The sequence below is a fragment of the Mumia flava genome, assembly GCF_002797495.1.
GTDB lineage: Bacteria > Actinomycetota > Actinomycetes > Propionibacteriales > Nocardioidaceae > Mumia > Mumia flava.
The window spans coordinates 83,821-99,100 of record NZ_PGEZ01000003.1 but is presented as its reverse complement, the minus strand read 5'-3'; the positions used below and the strand labels follow the sequence as shown (position 1 = coordinate 99,100).

The 15,280-nt window shown below is 70.5% G+C and carries 21 protein-coding genes; 18 read left to right on the top strand and 3 right to left on the bottom strand.

Annotation, left to right across the window (positions count from 1 at the left end; translation table 11 throughout):
- Both CLV56_RS19920 and CLV56_RS19915 read right to left on the bottom strand, forming a co-directional pair.
- Window positions 1–680 (bottom strand): DUF222 domain-containing protein (locus tag CLV56_RS19920; protein WP_157805238.1); only part of this gene is annotated, 680 nt, incomplete at its 3' end.
- A gap of 174 nt (window positions 681–854) precedes the next feature.
- Complete coding sequence (locus CLV56_RS19915) at window positions 855–1,319, bottom strand: tRNA (cytidine(34)-2'-O)-methyltransferase (protein ID WP_039342084.1); 465 nt, start codon at window positions 1,317–1,319, stop codon at window positions 855–857.
- Between the two features lie 40 nt (window positions 1,320–1,359).
- Between CLV56_RS19915 and CLV56_RS19910 the strand changes: the two genes are divergently transcribed.
- From CLV56_RS19910 to CLV56_RS19900, 3 genes are read left to right on the top strand one after another with little or no spacing between them, the layout of a single operon-like run.
- Window positions 1,360–2,196: an alpha/beta fold hydrolase gene (locus CLV56_RS19910; RefSeq protein WP_039341984.1), complete on the top strand. Its 837-nt coding sequence runs from the start codon at window positions 1,360–1,362 to the stop codon at window positions 2,194–2,196.
- Window positions 2,193–3,080: a helix-turn-helix domain-containing protein gene (locus CLV56_RS19905; protein WP_039341987.1), complete on the top strand. Its 888-nt coding sequence runs from the start codon at window positions 2,193–2,195 to the stop codon at window positions 3,078–3,080. The genes CLV56_RS19910 and CLV56_RS19905 overlap by 4 nt, the downstream gene beginning before the upstream one ends.
- 4 nt (window positions 3,081–3,084) lie before the next feature.
- Complete coding sequence (locus CLV56_RS19900) at window positions 3,085–3,528, top strand: VOC family protein (RefSeq protein WP_039341990.1); 444 nt, start codon at window positions 3,085–3,087, stop codon at window positions 3,526–3,528.
- Here the strand turns inward: CLV56_RS19900 and CLV56_RS19895 are convergent.
- Window positions 3,507–4,283: a potassium channel family protein gene (locus CLV56_RS19895; RefSeq protein WP_039341993.1), complete on the bottom strand. Its 777-nt coding sequence runs from the start codon at window positions 4,281–4,283 to the stop codon at window positions 3,507–3,509. The genes CLV56_RS19900 and CLV56_RS19895 overlap by 22 nt on opposite strands.
- 228 nt (window positions 4,284–4,511) lie before the next feature.
- Between CLV56_RS19895 and CLV56_RS19890 the strand changes: the two genes are divergently transcribed.
- From CLV56_RS19890 to CLV56_RS19825, 15 genes are all read left to right on the top strand, one after another.
- Window positions 4,512–5,693, top strand: coding sequence for a tyrosine-type recombinase/integrase (locus CLV56_RS19890; protein WP_039341996.1), 1,182 nt, complete (start codon window positions 4,512–4,514; stop codon window positions 5,691–5,693).
- A gap of 310 nt (window positions 5,694–6,003) precedes the next feature.
- Window positions 6,004–6,204: a helix-turn-helix domain-containing protein gene (locus CLV56_RS19885; RefSeq protein WP_039341999.1), complete on the top strand. Its 201-nt coding sequence runs from the start codon at window positions 6,004–6,006 to the stop codon at window positions 6,202–6,204.
- Entirely contained in the window at window positions 6,204–6,632 is a 429-nt protein-coding gene (locus CLV56_RS19880) for a DUF2742 domain-containing protein (RefSeq protein WP_039342002.1), read from the top strand. The genes CLV56_RS19885 and CLV56_RS19880 overlap by 1 nt, the downstream gene beginning before the upstream one ends.
- Complete coding sequence (locus tag CLV56_RS19875) at window positions 6,629–7,900, top strand: DUF3631 domain-containing protein (RefSeq protein WP_245858011.1); 1,272 nt, start codon at window positions 6,629–6,631, stop codon at window positions 7,898–7,900. The genes CLV56_RS19880 and CLV56_RS19875 overlap by 4 nt, the downstream gene beginning before the upstream one ends.
- Window positions 7,897–8,160, top strand: coding sequence for a hypothetical protein (locus CLV56_RS19870; RefSeq protein WP_039342005.1), 264 nt, complete (start codon window positions 7,897–7,899; stop codon window positions 8,158–8,160). Before CLV56_RS19875 ends, CLV56_RS19870 begins: the two co-directional genes overlap by 4 nt.
- On the top strand, window positions 8,157–8,333 hold the full coding sequence (locus tag CLV56_RS20740; protein WP_157805237.1) for a hypothetical protein: 177 nt from the start codon (window positions 8,157–8,159) through the stop codon (window positions 8,331–8,333). Before CLV56_RS19870 ends, CLV56_RS20740 begins: the two co-directional genes overlap by 4 nt.
- The gene (locus CLV56_RS19865; protein WP_039342008.1) at window positions 8,330–10,180 is read left to right on the top strand and encodes a hypothetical protein; all 1,851 of its coding nucleotides are present in this window, start codon (window positions 8,330–8,332) and stop codon (window positions 10,178–10,180) included. Before CLV56_RS20740 ends, CLV56_RS19865 begins: the two co-directional genes overlap by 4 nt.
- A gap of 58 nt (window positions 10,181–10,238) precedes the next feature.
- A complete protein-coding gene (locus CLV56_RS19860; RefSeq protein WP_157805236.1) occupies window positions 10,239–11,423 on the top strand; it encodes a phage portal protein in 1,185 nt (394 codons plus the stop codon).
- The gene (locus CLV56_RS19855) at window positions 11,416–13,137 is read left to right on the top strand and encodes a hypothetical protein (RefSeq protein ID WP_039342012.1); all 1,722 of its coding nucleotides are present in this window, start codon (window positions 11,416–11,418) and stop codon (window positions 13,135–13,137) included. The genes CLV56_RS19860 and CLV56_RS19855 overlap by 8 nt, the downstream gene beginning before the upstream one ends.
- A 26-nt stretch (window positions 13,138–13,163) precedes the next feature.
- On the top strand, window positions 13,164–13,373 hold the full coding sequence (locus tag CLV56_RS19850) for a hypothetical protein (RefSeq protein ID WP_039342016.1): 210 nt from the start codon (window positions 13,164–13,166) through the stop codon (window positions 13,371–13,373).
- Between the two features lie 15 nt (window positions 13,374–13,388).
- Window positions 13,389–13,712, top strand: a complete 324-nt coding sequence (locus CLV56_RS19845) for a hypothetical protein (RefSeq protein ID WP_039342019.1) — start codon at window positions 13,389–13,391, stop codon at window positions 13,710–13,712.
- Window positions 13,709–14,062: a hypothetical protein gene (locus CLV56_RS19840; RefSeq protein ID WP_039342021.1), complete on the top strand. Its 354-nt coding sequence runs from the start codon at window positions 13,709–13,711 to the stop codon at window positions 14,060–14,062. Before CLV56_RS19845 ends, CLV56_RS19840 begins: the two co-directional genes overlap by 4 nt.
- 1 nt (window position 14,063) lies before the next feature.
- The gene (locus CLV56_RS19835; RefSeq protein WP_039342024.1) at window positions 14,064–14,483 is read left to right on the top strand and encodes a hypothetical protein; all 420 of its coding nucleotides are present in this window, start codon (window positions 14,064–14,066) and stop codon (window positions 14,481–14,483) included.
- Window positions 14,484–14,486: 3 nt separating this feature from the next.
- Window positions 14,487–14,870, top strand: coding sequence for a hypothetical protein (locus CLV56_RS19830; RefSeq protein WP_100415571.1), 384 nt, complete (start codon window positions 14,487–14,489; stop codon window positions 14,868–14,870).
- Entirely contained in the window at window positions 14,867–15,151 is a 285-nt protein-coding gene (locus CLV56_RS19825) for a hypothetical protein (RefSeq protein ID WP_039342026.1), read from the top strand. Before CLV56_RS19830 ends, CLV56_RS19825 begins: the two co-directional genes overlap by 4 nt.
- The last annotated feature ends 129 nt before the right edge of the window (window positions 15,152–15,280 follow it).

The window sequence follows — 15,280 nt, the reverse complement described above, 5'->3', positions numbered from 1 at the left end:
AGGGTGTCGAGGCGGCGTTGGGCGGGGGTGCGGGTGTCGTCGGCGTCGCGTGGTGCGGCGGTGGTCTTGAGGAGCTCGGCGAGGCGCATCCCGCCTGCGATGTCGAGGAACCCGCTCAGGTGGAACCCCTCGGCGGTGCGGGACAGGGTGAGGTCGTGGCGGTCCATGCCCCGGGCGTAGGCGTCGTCGAGCTCGTCAGTGTGGGTGATGCCGTGCAGCTCGGTGATCGCGGCCTTGAGCTCCTCGGGGCTGGTGGTGCTGGCGAGCTCGACCATCGGGGCGGCGGCCAGGCCCATCAGGTCGGTGCCGAGCTTGGTGAGGCCGGTGGTGAACTTCTCGACGTGCTCGATCCGGATCCGGCCGCTGCGGGAGGCGGCGGCGACGTCGGGGAGCAGGCGCAGGGTGCGCCCGGCGGCGGCGCGGGCGCGGGCCCGGGCGGGGGACAGGCGGAGGTGTTCGGTGGCCCAGCCGGCGACCGAGGAGGAGCCTTCGGTGTCGTGGGCGCGGGTCTCGCGCATCTGGTCGAGGGCGGCGGCTTCGAGGCCTTCGAGCTTGTCGGTGGCGGCGCGGGTGCGTCGGAGCAGGTCGCACAGCTGGGGGTCGGTGGCGAGCCCGATCGGCTGGTCCTGGAGGCGGGCCACGGCCGCTTCCAGGTCTCCGATCGCGCTGCTATCGAACATGTGTACTACTTTATGAGGTGCTGCTGACAGTTTCTGCGCGGGCAGGTGCGGGGTCTCGATCGTCGCTTCGCTCCGCCTCGACCAGCGGGCCAGGGCCGCCTCGACCAGCGGCCAGGGCCGCCTCGACCAACGGGCCACGGCCGCCTCGACCAGCGGGCGAGTAAAGGCTCGCGGTCAGACGCCGCCGGTGAAGCCGTGCTGGCGCCACGCCTCGTACACGACGATCGACGTGGAGTTCGCGAGGTTCAGCGAGCGCCGCGACGGCAGCATCGGGATCCGCAGCTGCTCGGTGATCCGGCGGTCGGCGAGCACGGCGTCGGGCAGCCCGGTCGGCTCCGGCCCGAACATCAGCACGTCTCCGGGCTCGTACGCGATCTCCGTGTACGAGGTGCGAGCGCGGGTCGTGAACGCGAACACCCGTACGGGGTCGAGCGCCTTGAACGCAGCCTCGAGGTCGGCGTGCACGTGCACGTCCGCGAGGTCGTGGTAGTCGAGTCCGGCGCGCTTCAGCTGGGTGTCCGACATGTCGAAGCCGAGAGGCTCGACCAGGTGCAGCTGGGCCCCGGTCGCAGCCGACAGGCGGATCGCGTTGCCGGTGTTGGGCGGGATCCGTGGCTCGTAGTACAGGATGCGGAACACCACCCCGAGAATAGTCACACCTGGGGGGCACGCTGGTCCCATGACGTTGCGAAGGACGCAGGACTGGGATGGACGCACGATCGCCTGGGACGTGGCCGGGAGCGGGCCGCCGGTGGTGCTGTGCCACGGCACACCGTGGTCGTCGTACGTGTGGGAGGAGTACGGGGACGCCCTGGTTGCGGCCGGCTGCACGGTCTATCGCTGGGACATGCCCGGGTACGGAGCCTCGTCGAAGAACCCGGATCACCGGGTGGGTCTGGACGTCCAGGGTGAGGCGTTCGCAGCCATGCTCCGGAGCTGGGGACTCGAGCGACCGCACGTGATCGCCCACGACATCGGCGGCGCCGTCGCGCTGCGAGCCCACCTCCTCCACGGCGCGCCGTACGCCTCGCTCTGCCTCGTCGACGTCGTCGCCCTGCGACCGTGGGGATCGCCGTTCTTCCGGCTGGTCCGCGAGCACGCCGAGGCGTTCGCGCAGCTGCCCGACGCGATCCACCGCGGGGCGATCGAGGCGTACGTCGCGGGGGCGAGCCACCGCGGCCTGCGCCCGGAGGTGCTCGACTCGTTGGTCGCCCCGTGGCTCGGCGACGAGGGCCGGGCGGCGTTCTACCGTCAGATCGCCCAGGCCGACGAGGAGCACACGCGCGTCCTCGAGGATCGCTTCGCCGAGATCGGGATGCCGGTCCGGGTCGTCTGGGGCACCGAGGACGCCTGGATCCCGGTCGATCGCGCCGAGCGGCTCCGTGACGCGATCCCGGACGCGACCGTACGGCTGGTCCCGGACGCGGGGCACCTCGTCATGCTCGACGCGCCGGTCGCCGTGGCGTCTCAGATCCGGTCGTGGTTGTCGGCGCGGGGCGCGATACTCGACGAGTGAGCACGTCGGACACCTTCGTGAGTGCGAGCCCGGTCGGGCCGCTGGCGCGTGCGGTCCGGGCGATGACGGGATACCGGCAGTCCGAGATCACCCAGCGGCTGCACCGCGGGCTGCCGTCGGCCACGCTCACGTTCGTGCTGTCGCTGGACAACCCCGTGGTCGTCGGCGGGACGGCTGACGATCCGAGCCCTGTCGCCGCGTACGCGCTGCTCGGACCGCTCGCGGACCGCCCTGCCTACATCCAGCAGCCCGACCACCAGCAAGGCGTCCAGCTCGCGGTGCATCCGCTGGCCTCCCGGGCGATCTTCGGGGTCCCGGCCAGCCGGCTGCCGGGTCTGTCGCTCGACGCCGCGGACGTCACCGGGCCCGACGTCGAGCGCCTGCGCCAGCGGATCGGCGCGGAGCCGGACTGGGAGGACCGGTTCGCTGCGGTCCATCAGACGATCGCGAGGCTCGCACGGTCCCGTACGGGCGTGGCTGCGCAGGCACCGCGGCGCGAGGTCGTCGAGGGCTGGCGCTGGATCCTCGCCCGCGGCGGCAACGGCCGGGTCGACGACCTGGCGGAGCACGTCGCGCTCAGCTCACGCCAGCTGCGGACGGTGTTCGTCGAGGAGGTTGGGTTCGGCCCGAAGGTGCTGAGCCGCCTGGTGCGCTTCGAGCGTGCGGTGGCGGCGATCCGCGACGCCGAGCTCCGCGCGGACGGCCGGCACGACGGGCCGTACGGGCCGTCGCGCCTGGCCGACGTCGCCGCGACGACCGGGTACGCCGACCACGCCCACCTGGTGCGGGAGTTCCGCGTGCTCGCGGGCACCTCGCCGACGGGCTGGCTGGCCGAGGAGCGCCGAAACATCCAAGCCGGCGGGCACCGGCACGAGGCAGCCTGAGGCCATGAACACAGAATCCAACCACCAGACGACCACCGACACGACGACCGTCACGGCGACCACCCCGCCGCCGCAGGTCTGGCCGACCCTCTCGGCCCACGACGCGCACGCGCTGATCGACTTCCTCGAGCGGGCCTTCGGGTTCCGCCGGGTCGTGGTCTACGGCGACGACGACACCGTCGCGCACGCGCAGCTCGCGTGGCCTGAAGGCGGCGGCATCATGATGGGGTCCAACAAGACGGTCGGCGACTGGGTCCGCGAGCCCGGCACGTTCGGTGCGTACGTCGTCACCGCTGATCCCGACGCCGTGCACGAGCGCGCGAAGGCCGCCGGTGCGCGGATCGTGCGGGAGCCGGAGGACCAGGACTACGGCAACCGCGAGGTGCTGATCGCCGACCCCGAGGGCAACCTCTGGTCCTTCGGCACCTACCGCGGCGAGCCGGTCTGAGCCGCCGGGTCCCGGTCGAGCGGGCGGCGGTCGATCTCCTCGCGGAGCCGCCGCAGCTCCTCGCCCTGGAGCCGGACCACGTCGAGCAGCTCGTGCAGGTCGCCGCGGGTCGCCGTACGGGACTCGTCCTCGATCTCCTGCACCTTGTCGATCAGCCACGACGCGAGCGATGCGGTGACGACACCGAGCAGAGCGATCCCGGTGAGCATGAGTCCGGCGGCGATCAGCCGGCCGCGGTCGGTGACCGGGAACTGGTCGCCGTACCCGACCGTCGTCACCGTCGTCAGCGCCCACCAGATCGCGTCGCCGAACGAGTCGATGTTCGCGCCCCTCTGGCCACGCTCGGCGTTCAGCGCAGCGACCGACCCGACGAACACGATCAGTGACGCGGCCGCACCGACGTAGAGCGCGACCCGGCCGCGCAGCGTGCCCCGGGCGTATCGGTTGAGCACGGTCGGCAGAGTGACGAGCCGCAGGACCCGCAGCGGTCGGAACATCGGCGCGACGACCACCACGAGATCCACCACATTGCGGCGGAAGAACCGGCGGCGGTCGTCGGCGACGATCAGCCGACCCACGTAGTCCACCGCGAACAGCCCCCAGGTCAGCCACGTGACCACCTCGCACACATCGACCCACACCGGGGCGAGGTCGGTGTCGAGGATCGGCCACGCCCAGGCCGCCAGGAAGACGAGCGCGGCCGCGGTCAGCGGCCACTCGGCACGCTTCTCCCAGGTCTCGAGCGTGACAGGCATGCGTACGAGGGTCTCAGACGCGACGGACGGCGCCGTACGGGTGGTTGCGTGCCGGTGACAGGACTCGAAACTGTCTAGGCCGGATTCTCGGATCCCAACGATCCCGGGTGGAATCGCCGTTCTGCCCTGCAATACCGGGAGAGTAGCAACGGACAGGACTGGACGCAAGCACACACAACCTGACATCCTTGTTGCACGTATGACGCACGGAGCACCAGGGAGACGGCAGTGGCGAAGACCCAGAAGAAGGCGACCAGGCGCGGGTTCGGAGCCATCCGGAAGCTCCCGTCGGGCCGGCATCAGGCCTCGTACATCGGGCCCGACCTGAAGCGACACACGGCGCCGAACACCTTCGACACCTCGTCCGACGCCGAGGGCTGGCTGTCCAAAGAACGCAAGCTGATGGTCGACGACGAGAAGACCTGGACAGCGCCAGCGACCAGGTCAGGCACGCGCCGCTCGGGCGTGACCCTGCGGGAGTACGCGATGCCGGCGCTCGAGCGTCGCCGGAGCCGTGGGGGCGAGAAGCTGCGCCCGCGGACCATCGTCCTGTACCGCGGCCTGCTCGAACGGGTCATCCTCCCGACCCTGGGCGACATGCCGATGAAGTCCATCACCGAGGCCGACGTCGAGGCCTGGTACGACACGCTGCCTCGCGACACCCGGACGCAGAACGCTCACGCCTACGCGCTGCTGAAGTCGCTGTTCCACCAGGCGATCGAGAAGGATCGCCCTCCGCTCGCCACGACGAACCCGTGCCGGATCTCCGGCGCCGACAAGACGAGCCGCGTGCGCGAGATCCGGCCGATCACGCCGAAGCAGCTCGAGAAGATCGTCCGGGCGATGCCGGAGCGAGACCAGGCGCTGGTCCTGCTCGCCGCCTGGGGCGGCCTGCGCTACGGCGAGCTCGCCGAGCTGCGCCGCGGAGACCTCGACCTGGACGCTCCAGCGGTCTATGTCCGCCGCGCCGTCGTACGGGCCGACGGCGTCGACATCGTGGGCGAGCCGAAGAGCAAGAACGGCATCCGCAAGGTCGCGTTGTCTAGGACGATCGTCCCGGCCCTGCGTGAGCACCTCGACGACCACGTGGCGCCCGACGACGACGCGCTGCTGTTTCCTCACCACCCCGGCGAGGACAAGCATCTCCCGCAGTCGGTGTTCTACCAACGCTGGATCGTCGCTCGTGACGCCGCGGGCGTCCCCGACCTGCGCGTGCACGACCTACGCCACACGTCCGCCGTGTGGGCGGCGCGCGCTGGGGCGAACCTGCGCGAGCTCATGGACCGCCTCGGCCACGGCACGTCGGCGGTGGCGCTCCGGTACCAGCACGTGGCCGAGGGGCGCGACGCAGAGATTGCGGACGCGATGGGTGACGCCGCGAAGGGCTCGAAGAAGCGGAAGAAGCGCTGATTTCGCGAGTGTGAACGAAATGTGAGCCATGTCACGTCACATGCGCAAGAAGCGCAACTTTGTTCCACCACGGGCACCAAAGGTGCACGGAATGAGCATGTTCTACCGCTCACGGAGAGGCGCTGTCTACCGATTCGTTGATCGGGGTTCGCACCTGTCGGGCGATTGTGCTGTGCTTCTTCTGTCGGACTTACACGGAAGTAGTTACCGACATTCAGGCACAGCAACGGATTGACGAGACCGGGCGGAGCTCCCGCCAAGAAGACCGCCCGGCCCCTCGTCCCGACCACAAGAAGGGACGTGTCCCACCATGGCACAGCCGACCCCCGAAGACACTATCTGGCTGACCTTGGCCGAAGCTTCGGCCCGCGTGAGCTTCACCGAGCGCAGTCTCCGTCGTTTCATCAGCGAGGGCTCGCTGCCGGCCTACCGAGTGGGCAGCCGGCACATCCGGATCAAGCAGTCCGACCTGGACGCACTCCTGCGCCCCATCCCGACGGCGGCCGGCTGATGACGGCGCCAGACCGTCTGGCTGACGGACCGCCGTACGTGACGTTCGTGAACGGGCGCAAGCTCTGGGCGCGCCAGCTCGTCGACAAGGCCCGCGGGATGGACATCCCGCGCTACGGCTCCGAGGCCTGGTGCCTGCTCGAACCGCGGGACCCGGCGAAGATCGCCGCCGTCGTCGTCGCGGCCGAGGCATGGGCCCAGCAGGACGAGACGCTCGCCGACGACCTGCGCAAGCAGCTCGACGACCTGCGGCGCGCGTACAAGGCCGGCGAGGACGACGCCTACGCCGATCGGATCGCCGACCACTGCGAGACCTGGGCACCGGTGACGCAGTCGACCGTTGTCCCGTTCGCGGAGCGCCGCCGCCGCCAGCTCGAAGCCGCCAAGCCACGCCCGGGTGACCACCCGGGCGGCCCGGTCGAGTGGTGAGCGCCGTCGACGACGCGTGGGTGGTCGAATCTCAGCCGGTTCAGCCGGTTCAGCCAGGAAAGCCGGTTACAGGGGAGGGTGGTGGAGGAAGCGGCTGGACCATCCTCGACGAGGTTCGGGCCTGGTTCGACCGGTTCATCTGCACCCTCGAGGAAGCCGACCTTGACCTCCTCGCGCTCTGGGCCGTCCACACCCACGTATGCGTCGAGACCTACACGACGCCCCGTCTTCAGCTCGACTCTCCGGTGCCGGGTTCCGGCAAGACCACGGTCCTCGAACACCTCGAGCGGGTCTGCATGCACCCAGTGCAGATGGCGTCCCTGGCGTCTCCCGCGCTCCTGACGAGGATGCTCGATTCCGGGATGCGGACGATCCTCATTGACGAAGCCGACCGGACCCTCTCACCCGACAAGGAGGGGGTCGGCGAGTTGATCGCCGTCCTGAACTCCGGCTACAAGCGAGGTGGCACCAGGCCGGTCCTGGTCCCGACCAAGGAGAGCGGCTGGATCACGAAGGAGATGCCGACGTTCGCGCCGGTCGCGTTCGCCGGGAACGATCCGAAGATCCCCGACGACACCAAGTCGCGGACCCTGCGGGTACTGCTGATGCCGGACACCCATGGCGAGGCCGAGGACTCCGACTGGGAGACGTACGACGATGCCGCTCGCGACCTTGGGCGGCGAGTCGCCCTCTGGGCCGAGGGAGTCAAGGACGAGATTCGGACTAATCGGCCGGTACTGCCCGAGGGGATCCGCGGGCGAAACCGAGAGAGGTGGGCGCCGCTCAAGCGAGTCGCAGTCGCGGCTGGCGGACGCTGGCCGATGGTCGTCGACGAGCTCGCTCTGCGCGAGGCCCGCGAGATCGCCGCCGAGCACGAGGACGGCATCGTGCAGCAGCGGCCGTCCGTCGCCGTCCTCCGGCACATCCACGAGGTCTGGCCCGACGGCGAGACCTTCCTCCCGACCGAGGACCTCGTCGAGCGGCTTCGCTGGCACAACCCCGAGGCGTGGGGCGCCGACTCATCGAAGGGCAAGCCCCTCACAGCGCAAGCGCTGGGCCGGATGCTCAGCCGGAACTACAAGATCACGAGCTGCCGTCCTGTCCAGCCCGGACCTCGCGGGTACTCCCGCTCGAGCCTCGAGCCGGCCTTCCACCGCTTCGGCCTGGACCCCTCCAAGAAACCGGCTGATCCGGTCGAACCGGCTGAACCGGCTGAAGGCCCGTCGTCGCTCAATGACTTCTTCGCCGCCAAGGAGGCGACCGCATGAAGACCTACCGCAATCACCGGTGCAGCCGGAAGCACCGCACCACCAAGACGTTCATGCAGTGCGCGTATCCGCGTGCCGAGTGGGTCGTAGGCGAGGGCAAGTACGCCGTCCTCGCGTGGTGCTCGGTGCTGACCGTCACGCTCTGGAGCAATCGCGAGGCCGCCTTCGCCGCGCTCGCTGAGATCGACAACCTCGCGTGCGGCGGTCGCTGTACGCGCCGCCACGACATCGTCCGCATCGAGCTCGAGGAGACCTCATGAACGAGTTCATCGCCATCTTCAGCGCAGGCGCCGCCACCGGTGCCGCCATCCTCACCGGCCTCGACATGTGGATCGAGGGCCGCACCCGCAAGGCTGTGGCGAGGCACTGGGCGAAGCGCGAGGCCGAGCTCGACGCCGAGCAGGCCGAGATGCGTGCTCGGCTCGGGCTGTGAGCTGGAGCGGACGCAAGGTCGCTGAGGCCCGGGCGTACGTCGCACGTACGGCGCTGCCCGGGCCCTGCGGCCGTTGCGGCAAGCCGCTGACGGCCAAGGACCGGTGGGTGGTCGGGCACATCGAACCGCGATGGAAGCGGCCGGATCTCGAGTGGACGCCGAGCAACTGGCAGGTGGAGTGCCGTCCATGCTCCGACGCCAGTGCGCAGGCTGAGGTGATCGCGAAGGCCAAGCATGAGGCGCTGGTCGAGGCTGGCATAGCGGTCGACACCGACAGTTTTTCCCCCAGCGAGACCGCCGGACAGCCCCCGCACCTTCCCGTGCACACACACGGAGCCCTCGCGCGCCCTGTCGAGGCACGTGACGGCCTGTCGTGGCCCGAGCTCGTCCAGGGAGCGCCCGAGTGGCTGCTGCCGTACCTCGACCTTCCTGAGGATGCGTCTGCGCCTCTGTGGGTGTCGTCGGTGCATCCCGAGGCTGTGGGGTCGTACGGCCCCGAGGCGATCGCGTGGATGGAGTCGAACCTGACCGAGCGTGGCCGCCCGCTGCGGTTCCGGTGGTGGCAGCGTCTGGCGATCGTGCTCCAGCTCCAGCACCGGGAGGACGGGACGCTGGTGTGGCGCACGGTGCTGGAGTCGGGGCCGCGGCGGATCGGGAAGTCGGTCCGTTTGCGGGCTATGGCCCTGTGGCGCCTCGCGCTCGGCCCGGTGCTGTTCGAGCCGGAGCAGCTCATCGTCCACACCGGCAAGGACCTGGCGATCGTGCGCGAGGTCCTGCGCAAGGCGTGGCCCTGGGCTGAGGCCCACGAGGAGTGGGCGACCAAGCGAGGCATGACGGAGCCGGAGGTGTCGTACCAGGAGACCAACCGGTGGGTGGCGCGGTCGAAGGACTCGACGACCGGGTACGACTGCTGCCTCGCGCTGGTCGACGAGGCGTGGGACGTGCCGCCGGCGGCGATCGACGACGACCTCGAGCCGTCGATGCTCGAGCGCCAGTCGCCGCAGCTCCTGCTGACCTCGACCGCGCACCGTCGCGCGACGTCGCTGATGCGCGGCAGGATCATGGAGTCGCTCGTCGAGGAGGACGGCCGGACGATGGTGCTGGTCTGGGGCGCACCACCTGGTTCCGACCCGGGTGACCCGGAGGTCTGGCGGGCCGCGTCGCCGCACTGGTCGGAGGACCGTCGGCAGATGGTCGAGGCGAAGTACCGCAAGGCGCTCGCCGGTGAGGTCGACCCGGAGGCGGACGACCTCGACCCGATGCAGGGCTTCTTGGCGCAGTACCTCAACGTCTGGCGGCTGCGGGACCGCAAGGTCGACCGGGGCGACCCGCTCGTCACCTCCGAGGCGTGGGCCGAGCTCGAGGCCGAGGCCCCGTTCGCCACTCCGGACGCCGCCGCGATCGAGAGCTGGTTTGCGGACGGCGTCAGCCTGGCGCTGGCCTGGCGTTCGGAAGCGGGCCCGCCGGTCGCCTCCGTGTCCAACCACGAGGACCTCGCCGCCGCTGTTGCCGCGCTGCGGGAGTCCGGGTTCCGCGGCCGCGTGACCGTCGGCGCGAGCCTGCTCGACGATCCGGCGCTGAAGGGCATCCGCACCAGGACCGGCGAGAAGCGCACGGCGGCCGCGGTGCAGGCGCTCGACCGGCTGCTGTCGGAGGACGCGATCCGCCACGACGGCGGAGAGCATCTGTCCGACCAGGTCCTGGCGGTCCGGACGGCGAAGTCGGCTGACGGCGCCCGGGTGGTAAGCAGTGGTCGGGCCGACGCGGTGAAGGCTGCGGTGTGGGCCGTCGAGGCGGTCCGGGGGAGCGTTGGCCGCCCGCGGATCGTCACCGCAGCGACGCGCTGACGAAAGATCCTGCGGTTGTGCTGCCGCTAAACCGAAGAATCTTCGGTATCATGATGCCGTGGGAGTGCTCAGCCGGATTTTCTTCGGTGGACGGGACCCGCTGGTTGAGGCCGCAGCCTCCCAGCGGGTCTCGGGTCCGCGCTTCTCGACCGTCATCGACAGCGGCGTCCTGTACGGCACGCTGACGGCTCCGGATCCGTGGGGCGTGCCCGGCCAGCGGGTGACCCGGACGGAGGCCGTCGCGGTCCCGGCCGTGAAGCGCGCCCGCGATCTCATCTGCGGCGCGATCGGCCAGATGCCTCTCCAGCTCGTCGGACCGGACGGCGGGGCGACCGAGTGGTCGCTGTTCGACCAGCCCGAGTCCGGCACGCCGCGCTCGGTCACGCTGACCCGCCTCGCCGAGGACCTGCTCTTCGAGTCCCGCTGCTGGTGGCGCGTCACCCACACGGGCTGGCACGGAAAGCCGGCCGAGGTGATCCGTTTGGAGCCGACGTCGGTCACGGTGCAGCCGGACAGCCGGGTCTACTACAGCCGCACCGGCAACGGCATGGCCCTCCAGTTCCTGCCCGATGACCAGCTCATCCGCTTCGACTCGCCGAACGACGCGCTGCTGGTTGCCGGCGCCCGTGCGATCCGCGCGATGACCCGCCTCGAGCAGGCGGCGCTGAATCAGGCCGAGGGCGTCCCGCCGATGGACTACTTCACGCCGGCCGAGGGCGCTGACCCGGCCGAGGACGAGGACATCACCGACCTCCTGGAGGCGTGGGCGACGGCTCGCAAGACCCGCTCGACGGCGTACGTCCCCGCGGCTCTGGCGTACCACTCCAACGCCTTCAACCCCGAGCAGCTCCAGATGGCGCAGGCGCGGGAGTTCGCGATCACCGAGATCGCCCGGCTGACGAGCATCGACGCCGAGGAGCTGTCGGTCTCGACGACGTCGCGGACGTACGCGAACATCCAGGACCGCCGCCGCCAGTTCCTCGACTTCACCCTCGGCCCGCTGATGACCGCGATCGAGGACCGCCTGTCGATGAACGACGTGTCCCCGCGCGGCTACCGAGCGCGCTTCGACACCGCGACGTTCCTGCGCGCCGACGACCAGACCCGCGCCGAGACCGACAAGACCCTGATCGACGCCGGCGTCCTGCGGCCCGAGGAGGCACGCGACCAGCGCGGCCTGACCGGAGCCGCCCCTGAGCGTCCCACGCTGCCCGCCCGCACCCAGGAGGCCGCTGATGCCTGAGCCGATCACGTTCGAGGCGACCGAGGGCGCCGTCGCGCTGTCGGTGGAGCCGGAGACCCGGATGCTCCGCGGGGTCCTGCTGCCGTTCAACGTCGTGAGCCGCCCGGCCCGCGACACCCGCACCGGCAAGACCGGGCGCTTCCGGTTCTCCCGGGAGACGACCAGCGTCCCCGAGAACCCGAGCGACGTGGTCCTGAACTACGGCCACGACCGCGACGCTCTGCCGAGCCAGGTCGGCGTCGGCAAGGCGTTCACGATCACCGACGACGGGATCCTGGCGGACTTCAAGATCGCCCGGACGCCCGAGGGCGACCGGGTGCTCGCGCTGTCGGACCCGGAGACCCCGGTGCTGAAGAACTTCAGCGCCGAGATGGGCGGCGACTTCACGCCGCCCGACGCCGAGGGAGTGCAGGACTCGCTGAGCTCGCTGCTCGTCGGCGCGGCCGTCGTGCTGCGGCCGGCCTTCGAGGGCGCGCACATCACATCCGTCGCGGCGTCCGCCGCGGACAACCGAGAGGAGGGCGTCATGCCCGAGGAGAAGACCACGGAGGACCCGGCATCGGTCGCGTTCTCCGCTGACCAGGGCACGGCGCTCACCGAGCGCGTCGACGGCCTGGAGAAGACCCTCGAGGGTCTCAAGGAGTTCAAGGCCCCGGTCACCGCGACCCCCGGCCTGACGGTCGTCGAGGAGCCGATCTACCGCTTCGCCGGCTCCGAGCCCGCACCGAGCGGCTTCGACTTCGCCGAGGACCTGCTGCACGCCGCGAACGGCGACCTCGCCGCGCTCGAGCGGGTGAAGACCTTCACCGCCGAGCACCTCACCGACGGGCCGCAGTTCGTCGACACCGGCGACACGAGCAACGTGAACCCGGCGACGTACCGACCGGACATGTTCCTCGGTCAGGCCCCGGTGCCGACGTCGCCGCTGTTCGACACCTTCCGCAAGGGCGGGCTGTCGAGCGTGCAGCCGTTCTTCTGGTCGAAGCTCGATCGCGCCAGCACCGACGCGGGCGTCGCGGACCACACCGAGGGCACCGACCCGGCCGACGGTGACGTCGTGACCGCCGCGGGCGCGACCGTGACCCCGGCGCCGGTCTCCGGCAAGGTCCACGTGACCCGCGAGGTCGGCGACCAGGGCGGCAACCCGAACGTCTCGGGCCTGGTCTGGAACGAGTTCACGCGCTCGTTCTCGATCGCGCTGGAGACCAAGACCGCCGCCCTCATCACCGCGGCGCTCGGCTCGATCACCGCGCTGGCCTCGCCCGCTGCGGGCGCTGCCGGCAACGTCGCCGGTCTCGCGGTCGAGGCCGGGCTGGTCGGCCTCCAGTTCGACCCGGAGGGCACCCGCTTCACGAAGATGTTCGGCCACGTCGACCTCTACTCGCTGCTCGCGACGTACGAGAACGGCGACGGGGAGAAGCGCTACCCGATCATCAACCCCAGCAACCGCGACGGCGTCTCCGGCGGGAAGTACAGCTTCCTCGACATCGCCGGGTACCGGATGGAGCCCGCGCACTCGCTCGGCGCCACCGGCGTCAACGAGGCCTCGATCCTCGCGGATCCGGGTGCGGTGCACGTCTGGAACTCCGGCCTGTCGCGCCTGGACAAGCTCAACGAGTCCGTCGAGGGCTGGGACATCGGCGCCTGGGGCTACTTCGCCGGGATCGTCTACGACGTCACGGGCCTCCGCAAGGTCGTCTACGCGCTGTCCTGATCGACGGCGACGAGGAGGTCTGAGCGATGAGCGACGACAAGCAGATCACGCACCCGGCCGAGATCGCCGAGCAGGCGGTCAAGGCACGGCGGCGCAAGAACCCGAACCCGCCGGCCCCGGCTCCGGAGCCGATCACATCGCGGGTGAAGGCCAAGACGGCCGGGACGTCGGAGTCTGCGCGCCCGGCGTCCCGGCCCGCCAAGAAGGCGGCCAAGAAGACCGAGTCGAAGGACTGAGAGGAGGCAGGGGAGATGGCGGCACCCGTCCTGGGCGACGTGATGGCCTACCTCGACGACTCGTCGTCGTGGAGCGACTCCGTCATCTCCTCTGCCCTCGCCTCGGAGAAGGCCGCGCAGGCGGTCCGCTGCCGTGTCCCCGGTGATGCCGACGACTGGCCGGCCGACCTCGTCGAGGCGCTCTGTCGCCGCGTCGCGGTCAACCTGGCGAACCGGGCCCTGCCGCTCGGCGTGCAGGCGTCGATCTCCGAGGCCGCGGTCGCGCAGACCCGGGTCGGTGGAACGGACCGCGAGGTCACCCGCCTCGAGGCTCCGTACCGACGGGTGACGCTCGGATGAGCGCCACGGTCCGCCAGGCGCTCGCCACGGCCGCCTCGACGGTCGACGGGGTCGACGTCAGCCCGTACTTCCGCCAGACCACGAAGCCCGGCTCGGGGATGGTCCGCTACGACCGGACCGCTTACCCGCAGGGCACCAACTTCGGTGGCCTGATCACTTGGCAGGTCGTGATCTTCCTGCCTCAGGACCAGGCGACCGCCGAGAAGTTCCTGGACGAGAAGGCGCCGCTCGTAGTCGCCGCTCTCGCCTCGCACATGCGGATCACCGACGTGATCACGCAGCAGCTGGCCCTGGAATCAGGGACCGTCCCCATCGCCCTGATCCAGGGCAACCGAGAAGAGGAGAACTGAGATGGCCGGAATCGGCACGAGGCTCATGAAGATCGAGGTGGACTCCGCCGACCACACCGCAGAGGTGTCGGCCGTCCGGGTCACCACCGCGGAGTCGGACTCCGACTTCGTCACGTTCGCCGACGCTGCCTCCGGCGGCGCGCGCGACTACAAGCTGACGTTCACCGCCGTGCAGGACGCCGCCACCGGCACCATGTGGCGCGAGGTGTTCGACAACGCCGGCGACGAGGTCCCGGTGACGCTGATGCCGTACGGCAACGCCACGGCCAGCGCGACCGAGCCGCACTACACGATGACCGCGGTCATCAAGGAGCCCGAGGGCGACCTGATCGGCGGCGACGCCGACGCCTCGACCTCGGCCCGCTTCACGATCGAGTGCGAGTGGGACCTCACCGGCAAGCCGACCGAGGTCACGGCCTGAGCCATGGCCAGGGAGACAGGTCTCAAGGTCGAGGGTCTGAACCGGGTCGTCCGCGACCTCCAGACCCTCGGCCTGGAGCTCGAGGACCTCAAGACGGCGTTCAGCAACATCGCGAGGACCGGCGCGTCCGTCATGGCGCGCTACGTCCCCGCACGCACCGGACGCCTCCGCGGCGACGTCCGCGGCAACCGGGCCAAGTCCAAGGCCGTGGTCGCCGTCGGCCGCTCCACCATCCCGTACGCCGGCCCGATCCAGTGGGGATGGCCGGCCCGCAACATCGCACCCGCAGGGTTCTTCGAGCGCACCGACGCCGTGATGGACGACGTCGCGGTCCGGATGCTCGAGGACGAGATCAACAACCAGATCCGAAGGAAGGGACTGTCATGAGCGCAGGCATGACGACGGTCGAGGTGCTCCAGGGCATGACCGGCCACGAGGAGGAGGCCGTCGCGACCGCGTTCGGCGCGACGCTGGAGGACCTCGCCGACAACGCGACCCGGCTGACGAGGGCGCTGGTGTTCGTGGTCGAGAAGCGCGGCGGCAAGAGCGCGAAGGACGCGAAGGCCGCGGCGCTGGACCTGACCCGCAAGGACCTCGGCGAGTACTTCGTCGAGGAGCCCGACGAGCTGATGCCCGACGAGCCGTTCACGGAGTCGGGAAAAGGCTGAAGGCGGCCCGGCGACGGGCGTACGACCGGGGCCACTGGTGCTACGCGACAGGCCAGACCCCGCAGACCTACCTCGAGCTCACCCGGCTCGAGCGTGACGAGTTCCTCCGAGCGGCGGCGGACCTGAAGA

Bases quoted from the DNA above. Each gene is read 5' to 3' on its own strand.
- CLV56_RS19910 (WP_039341984.1), top strand. From the start codon at position 1,360: ATGACGTTGCGAAGGACGCAGGACTGGGATGGACGCACGATCGCCTGG.
- CLV56_RS19900 (WP_039341990.1), top strand. From the start codon at position 3,085: ATGAACACAGAATCCAACCACCAGACGACCACCGACACGACGACCGTC.
- CLV56_RS19895 (WP_039341993.1), bottom strand. From the start codon at position 4,283: ATGCCTGTCACGCTCGAGACCTGGGAGAAGCGTGCCGAGTGGCCGCTG.
- CLV56_RS19885 (WP_039341999.1), top strand. From the start codon at position 6,004: ATGGCACAGCCGACCCCCGAAGACACTATCTGGCTGACCTTGGCCGAA.
- CLV56_RS19880 (WP_039342002.1), top strand. From the start codon at position 6,204: ATGACGGCGCCAGACCGTCTGGCTGACGGACCGCCGTACGTGACGTTC.
- CLV56_RS19870 (WP_039342005.1), top strand. From the start codon at position 7,897: ATGAAGACCTACCGCAATCACCGGTGCAGCCGGAAGCACCGCACCACC.
- CLV56_RS20740 (WP_157805237.1), top strand. From the start codon at position 8,157: ATGAACGAGTTCATCGCCATCTTCAGCGCAGGCGCCGCCACCGGTGCC.
- CLV56_RS19855 (WP_039342012.1), top strand. From the start codon at position 11,416: ATGCCTGAGCCGATCACGTTCGAGGCGACCGAGGGCGCCGTCGCGCTG.
- CLV56_RS19850 (WP_039342016.1), top strand. From the start codon at position 13,164: ATGAGCGACGACAAGCAGATCACGCACCCGGCCGAGATCGCCGAGCAG.
- CLV56_RS19845 (WP_039342019.1), top strand. From the start codon at position 13,389: ATGGCGGCACCCGTCCTGGGCGACGTGATGGCCTACCTCGACGACTCG.
- CLV56_RS19840 (WP_039342021.1), top strand. From the start codon at position 13,709: ATGAGCGCCACGGTCCGCCAGGCGCTCGCCACGGCCGCCTCGACGGTC.
- CLV56_RS19835 (WP_039342024.1), top strand. From the start codon at position 14,064: ATGGCCGGAATCGGCACGAGGCTCATGAAGATCGAGGTGGACTCCGCC.
- CLV56_RS19830 (WP_100415571.1), top strand. From the start codon at position 14,487: ATGGCCAGGGAGACAGGTCTCAAGGTCGAGGGTCTGAACCGGGTCGTC.
- CLV56_RS19825 (WP_039342026.1), top strand. From the start codon at position 14,867: ATGAGCGCAGGCATGACGACGGTCGAGGTGCTCCAGGGCATGACCGGC.